We start from the raw sequence: 13,911 nt of genomic DNA on the forward strand, positions 1-13,911 counted from the left end.
CCTTTCACGGTTGGGAGGAAACGGAAGAAGGGCGCTCGATGTGGCGCAGCGCGGCGAACGACACGATCGCGACGGCCGTCGCGGCTATGAACAGCGTGCGCATCGTGCCGCCGGCATCGAGCATCAGGCCGGCCAGCAGCGGACCGGCGGCGAGACCCGCGCCGATCACGAAATTGAGCGTCGCGACGAGGCGGCCCGATGCGTCGATCTGCGCGACGGTCGCGAGGATGAACGGCAGCACGAAGGTCCACGCGAACTTGAACACGAAGATCGCCGCGCTGTAGCCGGCGGCGTCATGCATCGCGGCGAGCGCGACGAGCGACGCCGCGAGCAGCGCGTAACCGGCCGCCAGCAGCGCGCGCCGCGCAAGCCGGCCGCCCGTGCACGATGCGAGCGCCGCGCCGGCGATCCCCATCACGCTCGCGATCGCGAGCACGTTGCCGGTCGACTGCGGATCGAGCCCGGCATCGGCCGCCGCGCGGCTCGCGAACGTCCACACGCTGCCGATCGCGAGATAGAACGTCAGTACCGCGCCGATGGCGAGCACGACGAAGCGTCGCGGCGTGTGCGGCGCTTCGCTGCGCACGGATGTCGTCCGCATGCCGAGCGACGAAGGAAAACCACGCGACAGCGGCGCCGCGAGCAGCGCGAGTGCGGCGAGCGCGACATACAGCGCGCGCAGCCCGAATGCGGCGAACACGTGCGGCAGCACGAACAGGCCGATCGCGCCCGCGATCAGCTGGCCGACGACCCACAGGCCGTACACGCGGTCGCTGTTTGTGCTCGTTGCCGCGCTCGTCATGCAGAGCACCATCAACGAGCCGCCGCCGAGCGCGGTGACGGCGCGCAGCGCGAGCAGCGCGGCGAAGCCCGGCATCCACAGCGCGGTCAGCAGGTTGCCCGCGCCGAACAGCGCGATGGCGAAAGCGGCGACGCGGCGCGCGTCGATGCGACCGAGCCACAGGTACGACGGCACGGTCGCGAGGCTGAACGCGCCGAGTTCGACGAAGAAGTAGGTACCGACTTGCGACGCGGACAAGCCGAGTTGCGTCGCGAGCCGACCGGCGACGGCGGGCGCCACGAGCAGCAGCAGCGGCGTGATGGCCGCGAACGCGACGAGCGCGCGAACGTCGGCGCACGGCCGTCCGGCGAGAGGGCGGTATCCGGGGACAGGGTCTTCATGGCGGGATCTCGTTGGGGAGTCAGAACAGGTGGTACATGCCGACCATCGCGCCGAACTGCGATGCGCCGGCGAGCGGCGTCGGGTCGTATTCGTAGACGGTCTGCGAACTCTGGCCGCTGTTGCGCGCATAGCCGACGTTCACGTACGCGACGGTGCGTTTGGACAGCGCGTACGTGGTGCTCGCGATGAACAGCGTCGGATGGCCGATCGCCGGCGTGCGCGAATCGGTGTGGTAGATGCCCGCGTTCAGGCCGATTCCGTGCGACGTCAGGTAGCGCGCACCGCCCCAGACGATCGTGCGGGCCGCGTCGAGGTGGCCGGTCAGGCGTTCGACGCCCGCATACACGGTGAGCGGTAGCGTGGCGAACGCATAACGCGCGGCGAGCGTGCCGAGTTCGCGACGCCGCGCGGACGCGTCGGCCGCCTCCGATACGTCGCCGTGCGCCTGGTGCAGCACCGCGCTCACCGACAGGCCGTTGCTCGTGTATTGGCCGCCGAGCTCCAGCACGCGTCCGGCGCGCATATCGCCGGCGACGCCCGAGGTCGCGGCGAGCGCCTCGACGTCGAAGCCGGCGAAGGTCGGCGACTGGTATTTGACCGAGTGATCGATGAAATTCGCGCTCATCGGCACGAGCACGCCCTGGCCGCTGTACGACGCGTACCAGAGCGGGTCGTAGAACAGCGTCTTGTCGAACAGCACGCTGAACTGGCGGCCGAGCGTGACGGTGCCGACCGGCCCCGCGATGCCCACGTATGCGCCGCGGAAGAACGCGTAGCCGGACGCGGTCGCGGTGCCGTCGTTGAGGTTGAGGCCTTGTTCGAGCTTGAACAGCGCACGCCAGCCGCCGCCGAGGTCCTCGTGGCCCTTGATCCCGAACTGCGAAGGCAGGATGCCGTAGTTCTGCAACCGCACGGCCGAACGATGCCCGTCGGCGTGCGTCAGGTATTGCATGCCGGCGTCGAGCGCGCCGTACAGCGTGAGGGCGGACTGCGCGTGCGCGGCGGCGCCGCACGCGGCAAGCGTCGCGGCGGCTGCGGCCGTGCGGATGAAACGGGGTGTCGTCACGTCGGGTTCTCCATACCGTCCTGCATCGGTTTGTCGTTGGTGTTGTCGCGACGCAGTGTCCGCAGCGGGAAAGCGGCGGAACAGTCGTCCAGATGGACGGTGCGGAAAACCCGCGACTCACGGCGCGAAGGCCGTGCGATGCCGCCGCGCGCCTTGCTGCGAAGCAGCAACGTGCGGCGCACCGTTCAAATGGATGGGGCCGGCGAGCGTTCCGGCACCGTGGCCCGCCAAAAAAGCCGCTCGCTATAATCGGCCGGTGCCGTTGCGCACATCAGCGGCCCGATCGGGCAGGGGAGCGGAAAGTGAGGATCACGACGGATATCGGGCAGGATCTCGACGCGCTGCGCGATGTGCCGGCCGCCATCGTCCTCGACGAATTCGCATGGCCGCCGCTACCGTCCCGGCGCGCCGATTTCGACGGCGTCGCGCGTGACGACGCAGCGCAGCGCGAACTCGGGCTGATGCTGCTCGATCTGTACGCGGTGGCCGCGCAGTCCGCCATCGGCGAATTCGAATGCCGGTTCTTTTCGCTATTGCAGGCACTCATGCCGTTCGATGCCGCATGGACGGGCGTCGCGACCCATGTGCCGACCGGCCCGGTGATGCACAACAGCTTTCTGTACCGGTTGCCGCACGCGTTCTTCACCGACTGGAAGCGCGTGCGCGATTGCGATCCGCTTGCGCACCGCACGTTGCACGGCGCGCACGGCTGTGCGGTGCGGCTGACGGTCGTCGAACCGGGGCTCGATGCACGGTTTCGCGACTGGTGCGTGAAGTACGGGCTCGCACAACTGATGTGCGTGTGTACGCTCGATCGCCGCTTCGGCCTGACGACGTTCATGTCGATCTACCGCCAGGGCCTGAACCGGCCGTTCAGCGACGACGACGCGCGGCGCTTCGAGGAAGTGATTCCGCACCTGGCCGCCGCACTGACGATCAATCGCGCCGCGCAGCTCACGCGCGAGCGCGGCGACACGGTCGCGCCGGCGCCGGCGCCGGCGGCGCGTGCGCTGTGCGACAACTTCGGCGTGCTGCACCATGCCGATCACGGTTTCGACGACGTGCTGCGAACCGAATGGCCGGATTGGACCGGCGCGCGCGTGCCGGATCCGCTCGTCGCGCACCTGCGGCGCCAGTCGGGCCAGCCGTTCGTCGGCGACGCGCTGCGCATCCACTGCGTGCCCGTTGCGGGGCTGTTCCAGATCGAGGCGCGGCCGCGCTCGCTGCTCGACCGGCTGAGCCCGCGCGAACTCGCGGCGATCCGTTATTACGGCGCAGGGCGTTCGCATAAGGAAGTTGCGCAGCAGATGGCGATCTCGCCGACGACCGTGCGTCACTACCTGCGCTGCGCGTACCGCAAGCTCGGCATGCACGACAAGAGCCAGATCGCCGGCGTGCTGGGCGCGACGGGCGGCGTGACCGACGACGAAGCGGTGGAAGCCGGCGGTGTGCCGCGCTGACGCATGCGAACGTGTGCGGTACGCCGTATGAATGGTTGTGTGCACAACCATTGCGCGTTATGCTCGTCAGTTCCCAGGAGATGGAATGCCATCATGAACGACACGAATTCGGGGTCGGTGCGCGTGGCGGTGGTCGGTGTCGGCGCGATCGGCGGATTGCTCGCGGCCGCGTTGTCGAGCGCCGGCATGAGCGTGAGCGCGTACGCCCGCGGCGCGACGCTCGATGCGCTGAATGCGCACGGCGTGCGCGTGATCGACGAGGCGGGCGTGACCTCGTCGGTGCCGGTGCGCGCCAGCGATGATGCGGCCGCGCTCGGCGTGCAGGACTACGTGGTGATCGCGCTGAAGGCGCAGGCGCTACCGGCGCTGGCTGAGCGCATTGCGCCGCTGATCGGGCCGGATACGGTGATCGTCGCGGCGATGAACGGGCTGCCGTGGTGGTTCACGCACGGGCTCGAAGGGGCGATCGACGGCGTGCCGCTCGATGCGGTCGACCCGGGCGGCGCGGTGTCGGCCGCGTTGCCGCCCGCGCAGGCGATCGGCTGCGTCGTGCACCTGTCGTCGAGTACCGACGCGCCGGGTGTCGTGCGGCGCGGGCGCGGCAACCGGCTGATCGTCGGCACGCCCGATCCGCGGCTCGACATGGCCACCGCGCGGTTCGCCGCGGCGCTCGCGGCCGGCGGTTTCGACGTCGAGTCGACGCGCGCGATCCGGACCGAGATCTGGACGAAGCTGTGGGGCAACATGAACATGAATCCGCTGAGCGCGCTGACCGGGTCGACGGCCGAGCAGTTGCTCGACGATCCGTTCACGCAGGATCTCGCGCTGCGGATGATGGAGGAGGCGGCCGCGATCGGCGCGAGGCTCGGCCTGTCCACCGGGATGAGCGGCCCCGAGCGGATCGCGGTCACGCGCAAGCTCGGCGCGTTCAAGACGTCGATGCTGCAGGATTTCGAGGCGGGGCGCGCGCTGGAGATCGGGCCGATCCTCGGCGTGTTTCCGGAGCTCGGCCGCAGGCTTGGCGTGCCGACCCCGTACTGCGACGCGGTGCTCGGGTTGTTGCGCCAGCGCGCGACGAACAGCGGGTTGTAGTGCGCACGGGGGCGGCTGAATTCTCGGCCGCCGGTAACGCGACCACGCGCGCTTCGTGCGACGCCGGCCGCATGATGCAAAACGGGCCGCCCGGATCGCGCGTGACGCGACCCGGGCGGCCTGTCTGATTCGTCGGATCAATTCTGCCGGCAGCGCTGGCCGATCCGGCGAGGCCGGCCCGCCACGCGGCTCAGTCGTCGCGCTCGGTCGCGTGCGCGACGACCTTGTCGAGCAGCCGCTCGAACGTCTGACGTTCGCTGTCGGACAGGCATGCGAGCAAACCGTCGTTCCACTTGCGCACGATCGGCATGATCTTGCGATGCAGCGCGCGGCCGTCGGTGGTCAGCGCGATCAGCACGATCCGGCCGTCTTCGTCGCTCGCGCTGCGCTCGAGCAGCCCCTGGCGCAGCAGCGCTTCGGCCGCGCGGCTCGCCTGGCTCTTGTCGAGATTGGTGTGGCGCGCGAGATCCATGATCGAGAACGGGCCGAACGCGCCGACGGCGGCGATCACACGCGCCTCCGGCAGCGAGATGTCGAGCTTGTGCCGGTACACCTCGCCGATCCCGCGGTCGGAGCGCTTCGTGAGCGCATGGAGGCGATAGGTCAGAAACTGATCGAGCCCGGCTTGACGGCCTTTCATGTCGAATCCTGAAGAAAAAGGGCGGGCCCGATTGTTCCTGTATCGCGCGCTCGGGTCAACGGTCAGTGTGCACCGTACTTCAGGCGTGTCAACTGTTCCGCTTCGTTCGCAAGCAGATTGGCCGCGTCGCGGATCGCGGCGTCGAGCGTGATCGGCCCGGGAGCCGGCGAAAAGCAGCCGGAGAAATGCTCGGACAGGCGCGGCAACGCGGCCGGATCGACCGCGCCCGACAGCAGCGATGCGGGTACGCCGGCCGCCTGCGCGTGCCGGCATGCGATGAACGGCGCCTTGCCGTGCAGCGTCTGCACGTCGGAGCGGCCTTCGCCGGTGATCAACCAGTCGGCGCCGGCCAGTGCGGCGTCGAGCCCGACCTGGCGTGCGACCACTTCGGCGCCGGGCTCGAAGCGTGCGCCGAGCATGTGCAGCGCGAAACCGAGGCCACCCGCCGCGCCCGCGCCCGGCAGTTCGCGGCCGCGGCGGTCGAGCGCGGCTTCGAGCAGGTCGGCGAAGCCGGCGAGGGCCGCATCGAGGGTCGCGACCTGGGCGGCCGTCACGCCTTTTTGCGGACCGAACACGGCGGTCGCGCCATGCGCGCCCGTCAGCGGGTTGTCGACGTCGGACATGCCGACGAACTCCGTTTCCTTCAGGCGCGGATCCAGCCCCGACGCGTCGATGCGCGCGATGTCGGCGAGCCGCGACGGCACGGGCTCGACCGGCTGGCCGCCGGCGTCGAAGCACTGCAGGCCGAGCCCGGCGAGCAGCCCGGCGCCCGCGTCGTTGGTGCTGCTGCCGCCGAGCGCGACGAAGAAGCGGCGCAGGCCGTCGTCGAGCAGCGTGCGGATTGCCTCGCCCATCCCGCGCGTGCTGCGTGCGTCGACCGGCACGCTCATGCCGACCGGGTCGGTAATCCCGACGATCTCGGCCGTCTCGACGATCGCGGTGCGCGCATCGATCACGCCGACCGCCGCATCGCGCGCCGCCAGCGACGCGCCGGCCACCCGCAGCGTGCGCCGCGTGCCGCCGCCCGCCAGCATCGCGTCGAGCGTGCCTTCGCCGCCGTCGGCCATCGGGCAGCAACGCACGACCGCGTCGGGCCGGGCGCGGCGAATGCCGGTGGCGATCGCGTCCGCGACCTGCTCGGCGGAAAGCGAGCCTTTGAACGAATCGGGCGCGATGACGACGACAGGCGCGGACGGGTGGTGCGGCATGGTGTCTCCGGAAGGCGTGATTGGTGTGAAGAATGAATGAGGGGCCACGACGGTGGCTCTCATGCTATCGGAGCTTACAGGATGGCGGGCCCGGGTTGGATACGCCGTTCGGCATAGCGGCGATCCGCTTGCATGGCCGTGCGACCGGCCACGGACAGCGCGGGACGCACGCGTGTCGCACCGATCTGGCGGTACGACGAAAATTGTTTGCTAGAATAGTCGATTCTTCCGGCCAAAGCCGTGCTCCGAGCCGCTTGCGCTAGCCATCCGGCGCGTGCAGGGATGGCGTGGCGCTCCGGCGCGGCGTGCGAGTGCGACGCGCCGCATGCTGCAGGCAGGCACGGCAAGGAAAACCCGATTCGCTCGAATAATTTTAGGACGATTGAAGCCATGGCTAACGTTGTTGAGAACCTCGGCAAGCTTGAACGCCGTGTGACGATTTCTTTGCCGAAAGACACCGTGCAGAAGGAAATCGACGCCCGCATCCAGAAACTCGCGAAGACCATGCGCATGCCCGGTTTCCGCCCGGGCAAGGTGCCGGTGAAGATGGTCGCCCAGCAATACGCGGGTCAGGTCGAAGCGGAAGTGCTGAGCGACAAGATCGGCCAGGAATTCTTCACGGTCAGCCGCGCGGAAAACCTGCGCGTCGCCGGCCAGCCGAGCTTCGAGCCGAAGCAGGAACAGGCTGAGGACGCATACGCGTTCGACGCGACGTTCGAGGTCTACCCGGAAGTGAAGATCGGCGATCTGGCGACGGCTGAAGTCGAGCGCTCGACCACGTCGATCGGCGACGCCGAAATCGACCGCACGCTGGATATTCTGCGCAAGCAGCGCGTGCACTATCACGCACGCGGCGAAGCCGGCGAGCACGGCGACGGCGGGGCGGACACCGCAGCGAAGAACGGCGACCGCGTGACGGTCGACTTCGTCGGCAAGATCGACGACGTCGCGTTCCAGGGCGGCACGGCCGAAGACTTCCCGTTCGTGCTCGGCGAAGGCCGCATGCTGCCGGAATTCGAAACGGCGGCGCTCGGCCTGAAGGTCGGCGAACAGCGTACGTTCGACCTCAAGTTCCCGGATGACTACCACGGCAAGGACGTCGCCGGCAAAACGGCGCAGTTCACGGTCACGATGAAGAAGATCGAGTGGCCGCACCTGCCGGAAATCGACGCGGAATTCGCGAAGTCGCTCGGCATCGAAGACGGCGACCTCACGAAGATGCGCGCCGAAATCAAGGAAAACCTCGAGCGCGAAGCGAAGCGTCGCACGCAGTCGATCGTCAAGAACCAGGTGATGGACGCGCTGCTGAAGATTTCCGAACTCGACGTGCCGAAGGCGCTGATCGAGCAGGACCAGCAACGCCTCGTCGAAATGGCTCGCCAGGATCTGGCGCAGCGCGGCGTGCCGAACGCGAAGGACGCACCGATCCCGGCCGAAATGTTCGCCGAGCAGGCCGAGCGCCGCGTGAAGCTGGGCCTCGTGCTGGCCGAGCTCGTGAAGGCGAACGGCCTGGAAGCGAAGCCGGAACAGATCCGCGCGGAAGTCGACGAGTTCGCGAAGAGCTACGAAGACCCGAAGGAAGTGGTCCGCTGGTATTATTCCAACCAGCAGCGCCTCGCCGAGATGGAAGCGTTCGTCGTTGAAAGCAACGTCGTCGATTTCGTGCTGGGCAAGGCAAAGGTGACGGACAAGGAAGTGAGCTTCGAGGCACTCGCGAGCGCATCGGCGCAAGCGTAAGTGTTGCTCTAGCGGCGTGCCGGCTGTCGGAGCGACGGCCCGCACGCCGTTTTTACGTCAAGCGCACGGTTGCCATTAATATGGCGATTGAGCGGGCGGCTTCCTTCCGTTCAATTTTCCATTCGAACAAGGTTCATTGAATGATCACTCGCGCTGAATTGCTGGACATGCTTGCTTCGAACGCGCCGCAGGGTTTCGAGGCGCAAGCGCTGGGGCTGGTGCCGATCGTCGTCGAAACGAGCGGCCGCGGCGAGCGTTCGTACGATATCTATTCGCGTCTCCTGAAGGAGCGCCTGGTGTTCATGGTCGGCGAAGTGAACGACCAGACCGCCAATCTCGTCGTCGCGCAATTGCTGTTCCTCGAGAGCGAGAATCCCGACAAGGACATCAGCCTCTACATCAACAGCCCGGGCGGCTCGGTGTCGGCCGGGATGGCGATCTACGACACGATGCAGTTCATCAAGCCGGACGTGTCGACCCTGTGCATGGGCCTCGCGGCCAGCATGGGCGCATTCCTGCTCGCGTCGGGCGCGAAGGGCAAGCGCTTCGCGCTGCCGAATTCGCGCGTGATGATTCACCAGCCGCTCGGCGGCGCGCGCGGCCAGGCATCCGACATCGAGATCCAGGCACGCGAGATCCTCTACCTGAAGGAGCGGTTGAACAACCTGCTCGCGCAGCACACGGGCCAGGACGTCGAGCGCATCGCGCGCGACACCGACCGTGATAACTTCATGTCGAGCGAGGACGCGAAGGCGTACGGGCTGATCGATCAGGTGCTGTTGAAGCGCCCGTGAGCTTAAACGGGGTGCCGCCCCGATTCGGGCCGGCGCCCTCAAACGTCCCGAGTGCTCTGAGCATCTGCGGCAAGCGCATCCAGCCGGCTCCGGTCGCGCCCTAGGCGCGGCGTCCGGAGCAATCGGCGTATCATGTCATTTACCTGTCCGGAGGCTCTACATTCATGGCGGACAAAAAAGGTTCGAACAGCGAGAAGCTGTTGTATTGCTCGTTTTGCGGGAAAAGCCAGCATGAGGTGAAAAAACTCATCGCGGGCCCGTCGGTGTTCATCTGCGATGAATGTATCGACCTCTGCAACGAAATCATTCGCGACGAGGCGGCTGCCGCCGGCGTCGAGGCCAGCCTGTCCCGGTCGGATTTGCCGAGTCCGCAGGAAATTCGCGACATCCTCGATCAGTACGTGATCGGCCAGGAGCGCGCGAAGAAAATCCTCGCGGTCGCCGTGTACAACCACTACAAGCGCCTGAAGCATCTCGACAAGAAGGACGACGTCGAGCTGTCGAAGAGCAACATCCTGCTGATCGGCCCGACGGGCTCCGGCAAGACGCTGCTCGCGCAGACGCTCGCGCGGTTGCTCAACGTGCCGTTCGTGATCGCGGACGCGACGACGCTGACCGAAGCCGGCTACGTCGGCGAGGACGTCGAAAACATCATCCAGAAGCTGTTGCAGAACTGCAACTACGAGGTCGACAAGGCCCAGCGCGGGATCGTCTACATCGACGAAATCGACAAGATCAGCCGCAAGTCGGACAACCCGTCGATCACGCGCGACGTGTCGGGCGAGGGTGTCCAGCAGGCGCTGCTGAAGCTCGTCGAGGGCACGATGGCGTCGGTGCCGCCGCAGGGCGGCCGCAAGCACCCGAACCAGGATTTCATCCAGGTCGACACGACCAACATCCTGTTCATCTGCGGCGGCGCGTTCGACGGTCTCGAAAAGGTGATCACCGATCGTACCGAGAAGACCGGCATCGGCTTCGGCGCGACGGTCAAGAGCAAGCAGGAACGCGACGCGGGCGAAGTGCTGCGCGAGACGGAACCGGAAGACCTGATCAAATTCGGTCTGATCCCCGAATTGATCGGTCGCCTGCCGGTGGTCGCGACGCTCGGCAAGCTCGACGAAGCCGCGCTGATGAAGATCCTGGTCGAGCCGAAGAATGCGCTCGTCAAGCAGTATCACAAGCTGTTCGCAATGGAGCGCGTCGAGCTGGAAATCCGGCCGGGTGCGTTGCAGGCAGTCGCCCGCAAGGCGATTCGCCGCAAGACCGGCGCGCGCGGTTTGCGTTCGATCATCGAACAGGCATTGCTCGACGTGATGTACGAGCTGCCGACGATGAAAGGGGTCAGCAAGGTTATCATCGACGAGAATGTCATCGATGGGGACGGCAAGCCCTTGCTGATCTACGAGGACACGCCGAAGGTGGCGGGTTCGAACTGACCGGCTTGCCGACGATGTTCAGCGAAAAAGGCCGTTCATGAGTCCGTGGGCGGCTTTTTTTCGTTTATCTTGTGGGTAACTCTGACTCGACACGCGGTGGTTACTTTCTTACCGAATATTTCCCGCACTTGAAGGCTTGCAATTCGTTGTGGCGGCCTCAATTACCGAACAATTGATTCCACTCATGGGGAAATGAAATGTCAGGCACCCAACTTCTCCCGCCGGAACGCATCACGCTCCCGCTGCTGCCGCTGCGGGATGTCGTCGTTTTCCCGCACATGGTCATTCCGCTCTTCGTGGGCCGGCCGAAATCGATCAAGGCCCTCGAAGCAGCGATGGAAGGCGGCAAGCACATCATGCTCGTCGCCCAGAAAACCGCGGCCAAGGATGAACCGACCGAAAAGGACATGTACGAGGTCGGTTGTATCGCCAACATTCTGCAGATGCTGAAGCTGCCGGACGGCACCGTGAAGGTGCTCGTCGAGGGCCTGCAGCGCGCGAAGGCGTTGTCGATCGAGGAACAGGAGACGCAGTTCTCCTGCGAAGTGATGCCGCTCGAGCCCGATCACGCCGACAGCGCCGAGACGGAAGCGCTGCGTCGCGCGATCGTGTCGCAGTTCGACCAGTACGTGAAGCTGAACAAGAAGATCCCGCCGGAGATTCTCACGTCGCTGTCGGGCATCGACGAAGCGGGCCGCCTCGCCGACATGATCGCCGAGCGCCTGCCGCTCAAGCTCGACCAGAAGCAGCACATCCTCGAGATGTTCCCGGTCATCGAGCGCCTCGAGCACCTGCTCGCGCAGCTCGAAGCCGAGATCGACATCCTGCAGGTCGAAAAGCGCATCCGCGGGCGCGTGAAGCGCCAGATGGAAAAGAGCCAGCGCGAGTACTACCTGAACGAACAGGTCAAGGCGATCCAGAAGGAACTGGGCGAGGGCGAGGAAGGTGCGGATCTCGAGGAACTCGAGAAGCGCATCAACGCCGCGCGCATGCCGAAGGAAGCCAAGAAGAAGGCCGACGCAGAACTGAAGAAGCTGAAGCTGATGTCGCCGATGTCGGCGGAAGCCACCGTCGTGCGCAACTACATCGACACGCTGATCGGCCTGCCGTGGCGCAAGAAGAGCAAGGTCAACAACGACCTGTCGAACGCCGAGCAGGTGCTCGACGAGGATCACTTCGGCCTCGAGAAGGTCAAGGAACGGATCCTCGAGTATCTCGCGGTGCAACAGCGCGTGGACAAGGTCAAGGCACCGATCCTGTGCCTCGTCGGGCCTCCGGGCGTCGGCAAGACCTCGCTCGGCCAGTCGATCGCCCGCGCGACGAACCGCAAGTTCGTCCGGATGGCGCTCGGCGGCGTGCGTGACGAGGCCGAGATCCGCGGCCACCGCCGCACGTACATCGGTTCGATGCCGGGCAAGATCCTGCAAAGCCTCGCGAAGGTCGGCGTGCGCAATCCGCTCTTCCTGCTCGACGAAGTCGACAAGATGGGGATGGATTTCCGCGGCGATCCGTCGTCGGCGCTGCTCGAAGTGCTGGATCCGGAACAGAACCACACGTTCGCCGACCACTACATCGAAGTCGACTTCGATCTGTCGGACGTGATGTTCGTCGCGACGTCGAACTCGCTGAACATCCCGCCGCCGCTGCTCGACCGGATGGAAGTGATCCGTCTGTCGGGCTATACGGAAGACGAGAAGGTCAGCATCGCCCAGCGTTACCTGCTGCCGAAGCAGAAGAAGAACAACGGGCTGAAGGAAGGCGAGATCGAGGTCACCGAGCAGGCGATCCGCGACATCATCCGCTACTACACGCGCGAAGCCGGTGTGCGTTCGCTCGAGCGGGAAGTGTCGAAGATCTGCCGCAAGGTCGTGAAGATGCTGCTGCTGAAGAAGGCGTCGGGCGCGATCAAGGTCGATGGCGAGAACCTCGACACGTTCCTCGGCGTGCGCAAGTACGACTTCGGCCTCGCGGCGAAGGAAAACCAGGTCGGTCAGGTGACGGGCCTCGCGTGGACGGAAGTCGGCGGCGATCTGCTGACGATCGAAGCGGCGGTGATGCCGGGCAAGGGCAACGTGATTCGTACGGGCTCGCTCGGCGACGTGATGAAGGAGTCGGTCGAGGCTGCGCGTTCGGTCGTGCGCTCGCGTTCGCGTCGTCTCGGTATCAAGGACGAAGCGTTCGAGAAGCAGGACATCCACATCCACGTGCCGGAAGGCGCGACGCCGAAGGACGGTCCGTCCGCCGGCGGGGCGATGACGACCGCGCTGGTGTCGGTGCTGACGGGTATTCCCGTGCGGGCCGACGTCGCGATGACGGGCGAAATCACGTTGCGTGGCGAAGTGCTGCCGATCGGCGGGCTGAAGGAAAAGCTGCTGGCTGCGCATCGCGGCGGCATCAAGCTCGTGCTGATCCCGGAAGAGAACGTGAAGGATCTCGCGGACATTCCGGACAACGTGAAGAACGCGATCGAGATCGTGCCGGTCCGCTGGATCGACAAGGTGCTGGAACTCGCGCTCGAGCGTTCGCCGACGCCGCTGCCGCCGGAGGAAGAAGCGAAGGCTGCGGCGCCGGTCGGCGAGGCGGGGAAGGATGCCGGCTCGACGGAAGTCGTCAAGCACTGAGGCCGTGAACACCGTCGTTGTTGACGGTCGTTCACGAAAACCCGCGGCAACGTCCGCGGGTTTTTTATGCGCATCGGAGTCGTGCGAGCATGTGCGTTAAAAAATTCGCGCGCAGGCTTGGCAAAATGTTCGGGGATGAATTAAACTTGCGGGCTCGCTGATTGTTGATGCGCAAAACGCAGATCGCAGTCGGAACGAATCGGAAACGGGTGCTTAGCTCAGCTGGTAGAGCGGCGCCCTTACAAGGCGTAGGTCGGGGGTTCGAACCCCTCAGCACCCACCAGTTTCACGATTCAGCCAGACCAAGGAGCGGTAGTTCAGTCGGTTAGAATACCGGCCTGTCACGCCGGGGGTCGCGGGTTCGAGTCCCGTCCGCTCCGCCAGAAAGAAGCCCGTTCAAGACGTTTTTGAGCGGGCTTTTGTATTAAAGATGTAAGCAGTGCGTTGTCCCCTTCGTCTAGAGGCCTAGGACATCACCCTTTCACGGTGAGTACAGGGGTTCGAATCCCCTAGGGGACGCCAGATTTCGGCGTCGTTCGAACAAACGACGCGCCGGCAGGAAGTAACCGACGCCTGCCAGGCAAGCAGCAAGACTGGAGCGGTAGTTCAGTCGGTTAGAATACCGGCCTGTCACGCCGGGGGTCGCGGGTTCGAGTCCCGTCCGCTCCGCCAGA

10 protein-coding genes, 4 tRNA genes and 1 pseudogene are annotated in these 13,911 nt (G+C 65.9%); 10 read left to right on the forward strand and 5 right to left on the reverse strand.

Translation table 11 applies throughout. From position 1 onward, the window contains the following. Positions 1-4 precede the first annotated feature (4 nt). The 3 genes and pseudogenes from AC3IFE_RS23880 to AC3IFE_RS23890 form a co-directional block, all read right to left on the reverse strand. Positions 5-1,182, reverse strand: a pseudogene (locus tag AC3IFE_RS23880) (MFS transporter). 20 nt (positions 1,183-1,202) lie between these two features. Continuing rightward, positions 1,203-2,249 (reverse strand): porin, encoded by a 1,047-nt coding sequence (locus tag AC3IFE_RS23885; RefSeq protein WP_489192398.1) that lies wholly within the window; start codon positions 2,247-2,249, stop codon positions 1,203-1,205. Continuing rightward, positions 2,246-2,419, reverse strand: a complete 174-nt coding sequence (locus tag AC3IFE_RS23890) for a hypothetical protein (protein ID WP_489192400.1) — start codon at positions 2,417-2,419, stop codon at positions 2,246-2,248. The genes AC3IFE_RS23885 and AC3IFE_RS23890 overlap by 4 nt, the downstream gene beginning before the upstream one ends. A 132-nt stretch (positions 2,420-2,551) precedes the next feature. Between AC3IFE_RS23890 and AC3IFE_RS23895 the strand changes: the two genes are divergently transcribed. Both AC3IFE_RS23895 and AC3IFE_RS23900 read left to right on the forward strand, forming a co-directional pair. Then, positions 2,552-3,709, forward strand: coding sequence for a helix-turn-helix transcriptional regulator (locus AC3IFE_RS23895; protein WP_489192402.1), 1,158 nt, complete (start codon positions 2,552-2,554; stop codon positions 3,707-3,709). 93 nt (positions 3,710-3,802) lie between these two features. Next, complete coding sequence (locus AC3IFE_RS23900) at positions 3,803-4,801, forward strand: 2-dehydropantoate 2-reductase (protein ID WP_489192404.1); 999 nt, start codon at positions 3,803-3,805, stop codon at positions 4,799-4,801. Positions 4,802-4,991: 190 nt separating this feature from the next. Here AC3IFE_RS23900 and AC3IFE_RS23905 read toward each other — a convergent pair whose 3' ends face one another. Together AC3IFE_RS23905 and AC3IFE_RS23910 are read right to left on the reverse strand one after the other, a co-directional pair. Continuing rightward, positions 4,992-5,441 (reverse strand): MarR family winged helix-turn-helix transcriptional regulator, encoded by a 450-nt coding sequence (locus tag AC3IFE_RS23905; RefSeq protein WP_006478574.1) that lies wholly within the window; start codon positions 5,439-5,441, stop codon positions 4,992-4,994. A gap of 62 nt (positions 5,442-5,503) precedes the next feature. After that, entirely contained in the window at positions 5,504-6,649 is a 1,146-nt protein-coding gene (locus AC3IFE_RS23910; protein WP_489192406.1) for a glycerate kinase, read from the reverse strand. Between the two features lie 390 nt (positions 6,650-7,039). Here AC3IFE_RS23910 and tig point away from each other — a divergent pair, with 390 nt between their 5' ends. From tig to AC3IFE_RS23950, 8 genes are all read left to right on the forward strand, one after another. After that, on the forward strand, positions 7,040-8,386 hold the full coding sequence (gene tig, locus AC3IFE_RS23915) for a trigger factor (RefSeq protein ID WP_489192408.1): 1,347 nt from the start codon (positions 7,040-7,042) through the stop codon (positions 8,384-8,386). Between the two features lie 140 nt (positions 8,387-8,526). After that, a complete protein-coding gene (clpP, locus tag AC3IFE_RS23920) occupies positions 8,527-9,180 on the forward strand; it encodes an ATP-dependent Clp endopeptidase proteolytic subunit ClpP (protein ID WP_006496351.1) in 654 nt (217 codons plus the stop codon). Between the two features lie 164 nt (positions 9,181-9,344). Next, a complete protein-coding gene (gene clpX, locus AC3IFE_RS23925; RefSeq protein WP_006489345.1) occupies positions 9,345-10,616 on the forward strand; it encodes an ATP-dependent Clp protease ATP-binding subunit ClpX in 1,272 nt (423 codons plus the stop codon). 197 nt (positions 10,617-10,813) lie between these two features. Then, a complete protein-coding gene (gene lon / locus AC3IFE_RS23930; RefSeq protein WP_089467667.1) occupies positions 10,814-13,237 on the forward strand; it encodes an endopeptidase La in 2,424 nt (807 codons plus the stop codon). A 207-nt stretch (positions 13,238-13,444) separates the two neighbouring features. Continuing rightward, positions 13,445-13,520: transfer RNA gene (locus AC3IFE_RS23935), tRNA-Val, on the forward strand. 23 nt (positions 13,521-13,543) lie between these two features. Continuing rightward, a tRNA-Asp gene (locus AC3IFE_RS23940) sits at positions 13,544-13,620 on the forward strand. Positions 13,621-13,683: 63 nt separating this feature from the next. Further along, positions 13,684-13,759 (forward strand) — tRNA-Glu (locus AC3IFE_RS23945). A gap of 73 nt (positions 13,760-13,832) precedes the next feature. Next, positions 13,833-13,909 (forward strand) — tRNA-Asp (locus tag AC3IFE_RS23950). Positions 13,910-13,911: the final 2 nt, after the last annotated feature.

The sequence above is a fragment of the Burkholderia sp. APQ4-4ca genome (assembly GCF_057837105.1).

Bases quoted from the DNA above. Each gene is read 5' to 3' on its own strand.
- AC3IFE_RS23905 (WP_006478574.1), bottom strand. From the start codon at position 5,441: ATGAAAGGCCGTCAAGCCGGGCTCGATCAGTTTCTGACCTATCGCCTC.
- clpX (WP_006489345.1), top strand. From the start codon at position 9,345: ATGGCGGACAAAAAAGGTTCGAACAGCGAGAAGCTGTTGTATTGCTCG.
- tig (WP_489192408.1), top strand. From the start codon at position 7,040: ATGGCTAACGTTGTTGAGAACCTCGGCAAGCTTGAACGCCGTGTGACG.
- AC3IFE_RS23910 (WP_489192406.1), bottom strand. From the start codon at position 6,649: ATGCCGCACCACCCGTCCGCGCCTGTCGTCGTCATCGCGCCCGATTCG.
- clpP (WP_006496351.1), top strand. From the start codon at position 8,527: ATGATCACTCGCGCTGAATTGCTGGACATGCTTGCTTCGAACGCGCCG.
- AC3IFE_RS23900 (WP_489192404.1), top strand. From the start codon at position 3,803: ATGAACGACACGAATTCGGGGTCGGTGCGCGTGGCGGTGGTCGGTGTC.
- lon (WP_089467667.1), top strand. From the start codon at position 10,814: ATGTCAGGCACCCAACTTCTCCCGCCGGAACGCATCACGCTCCCGCTG.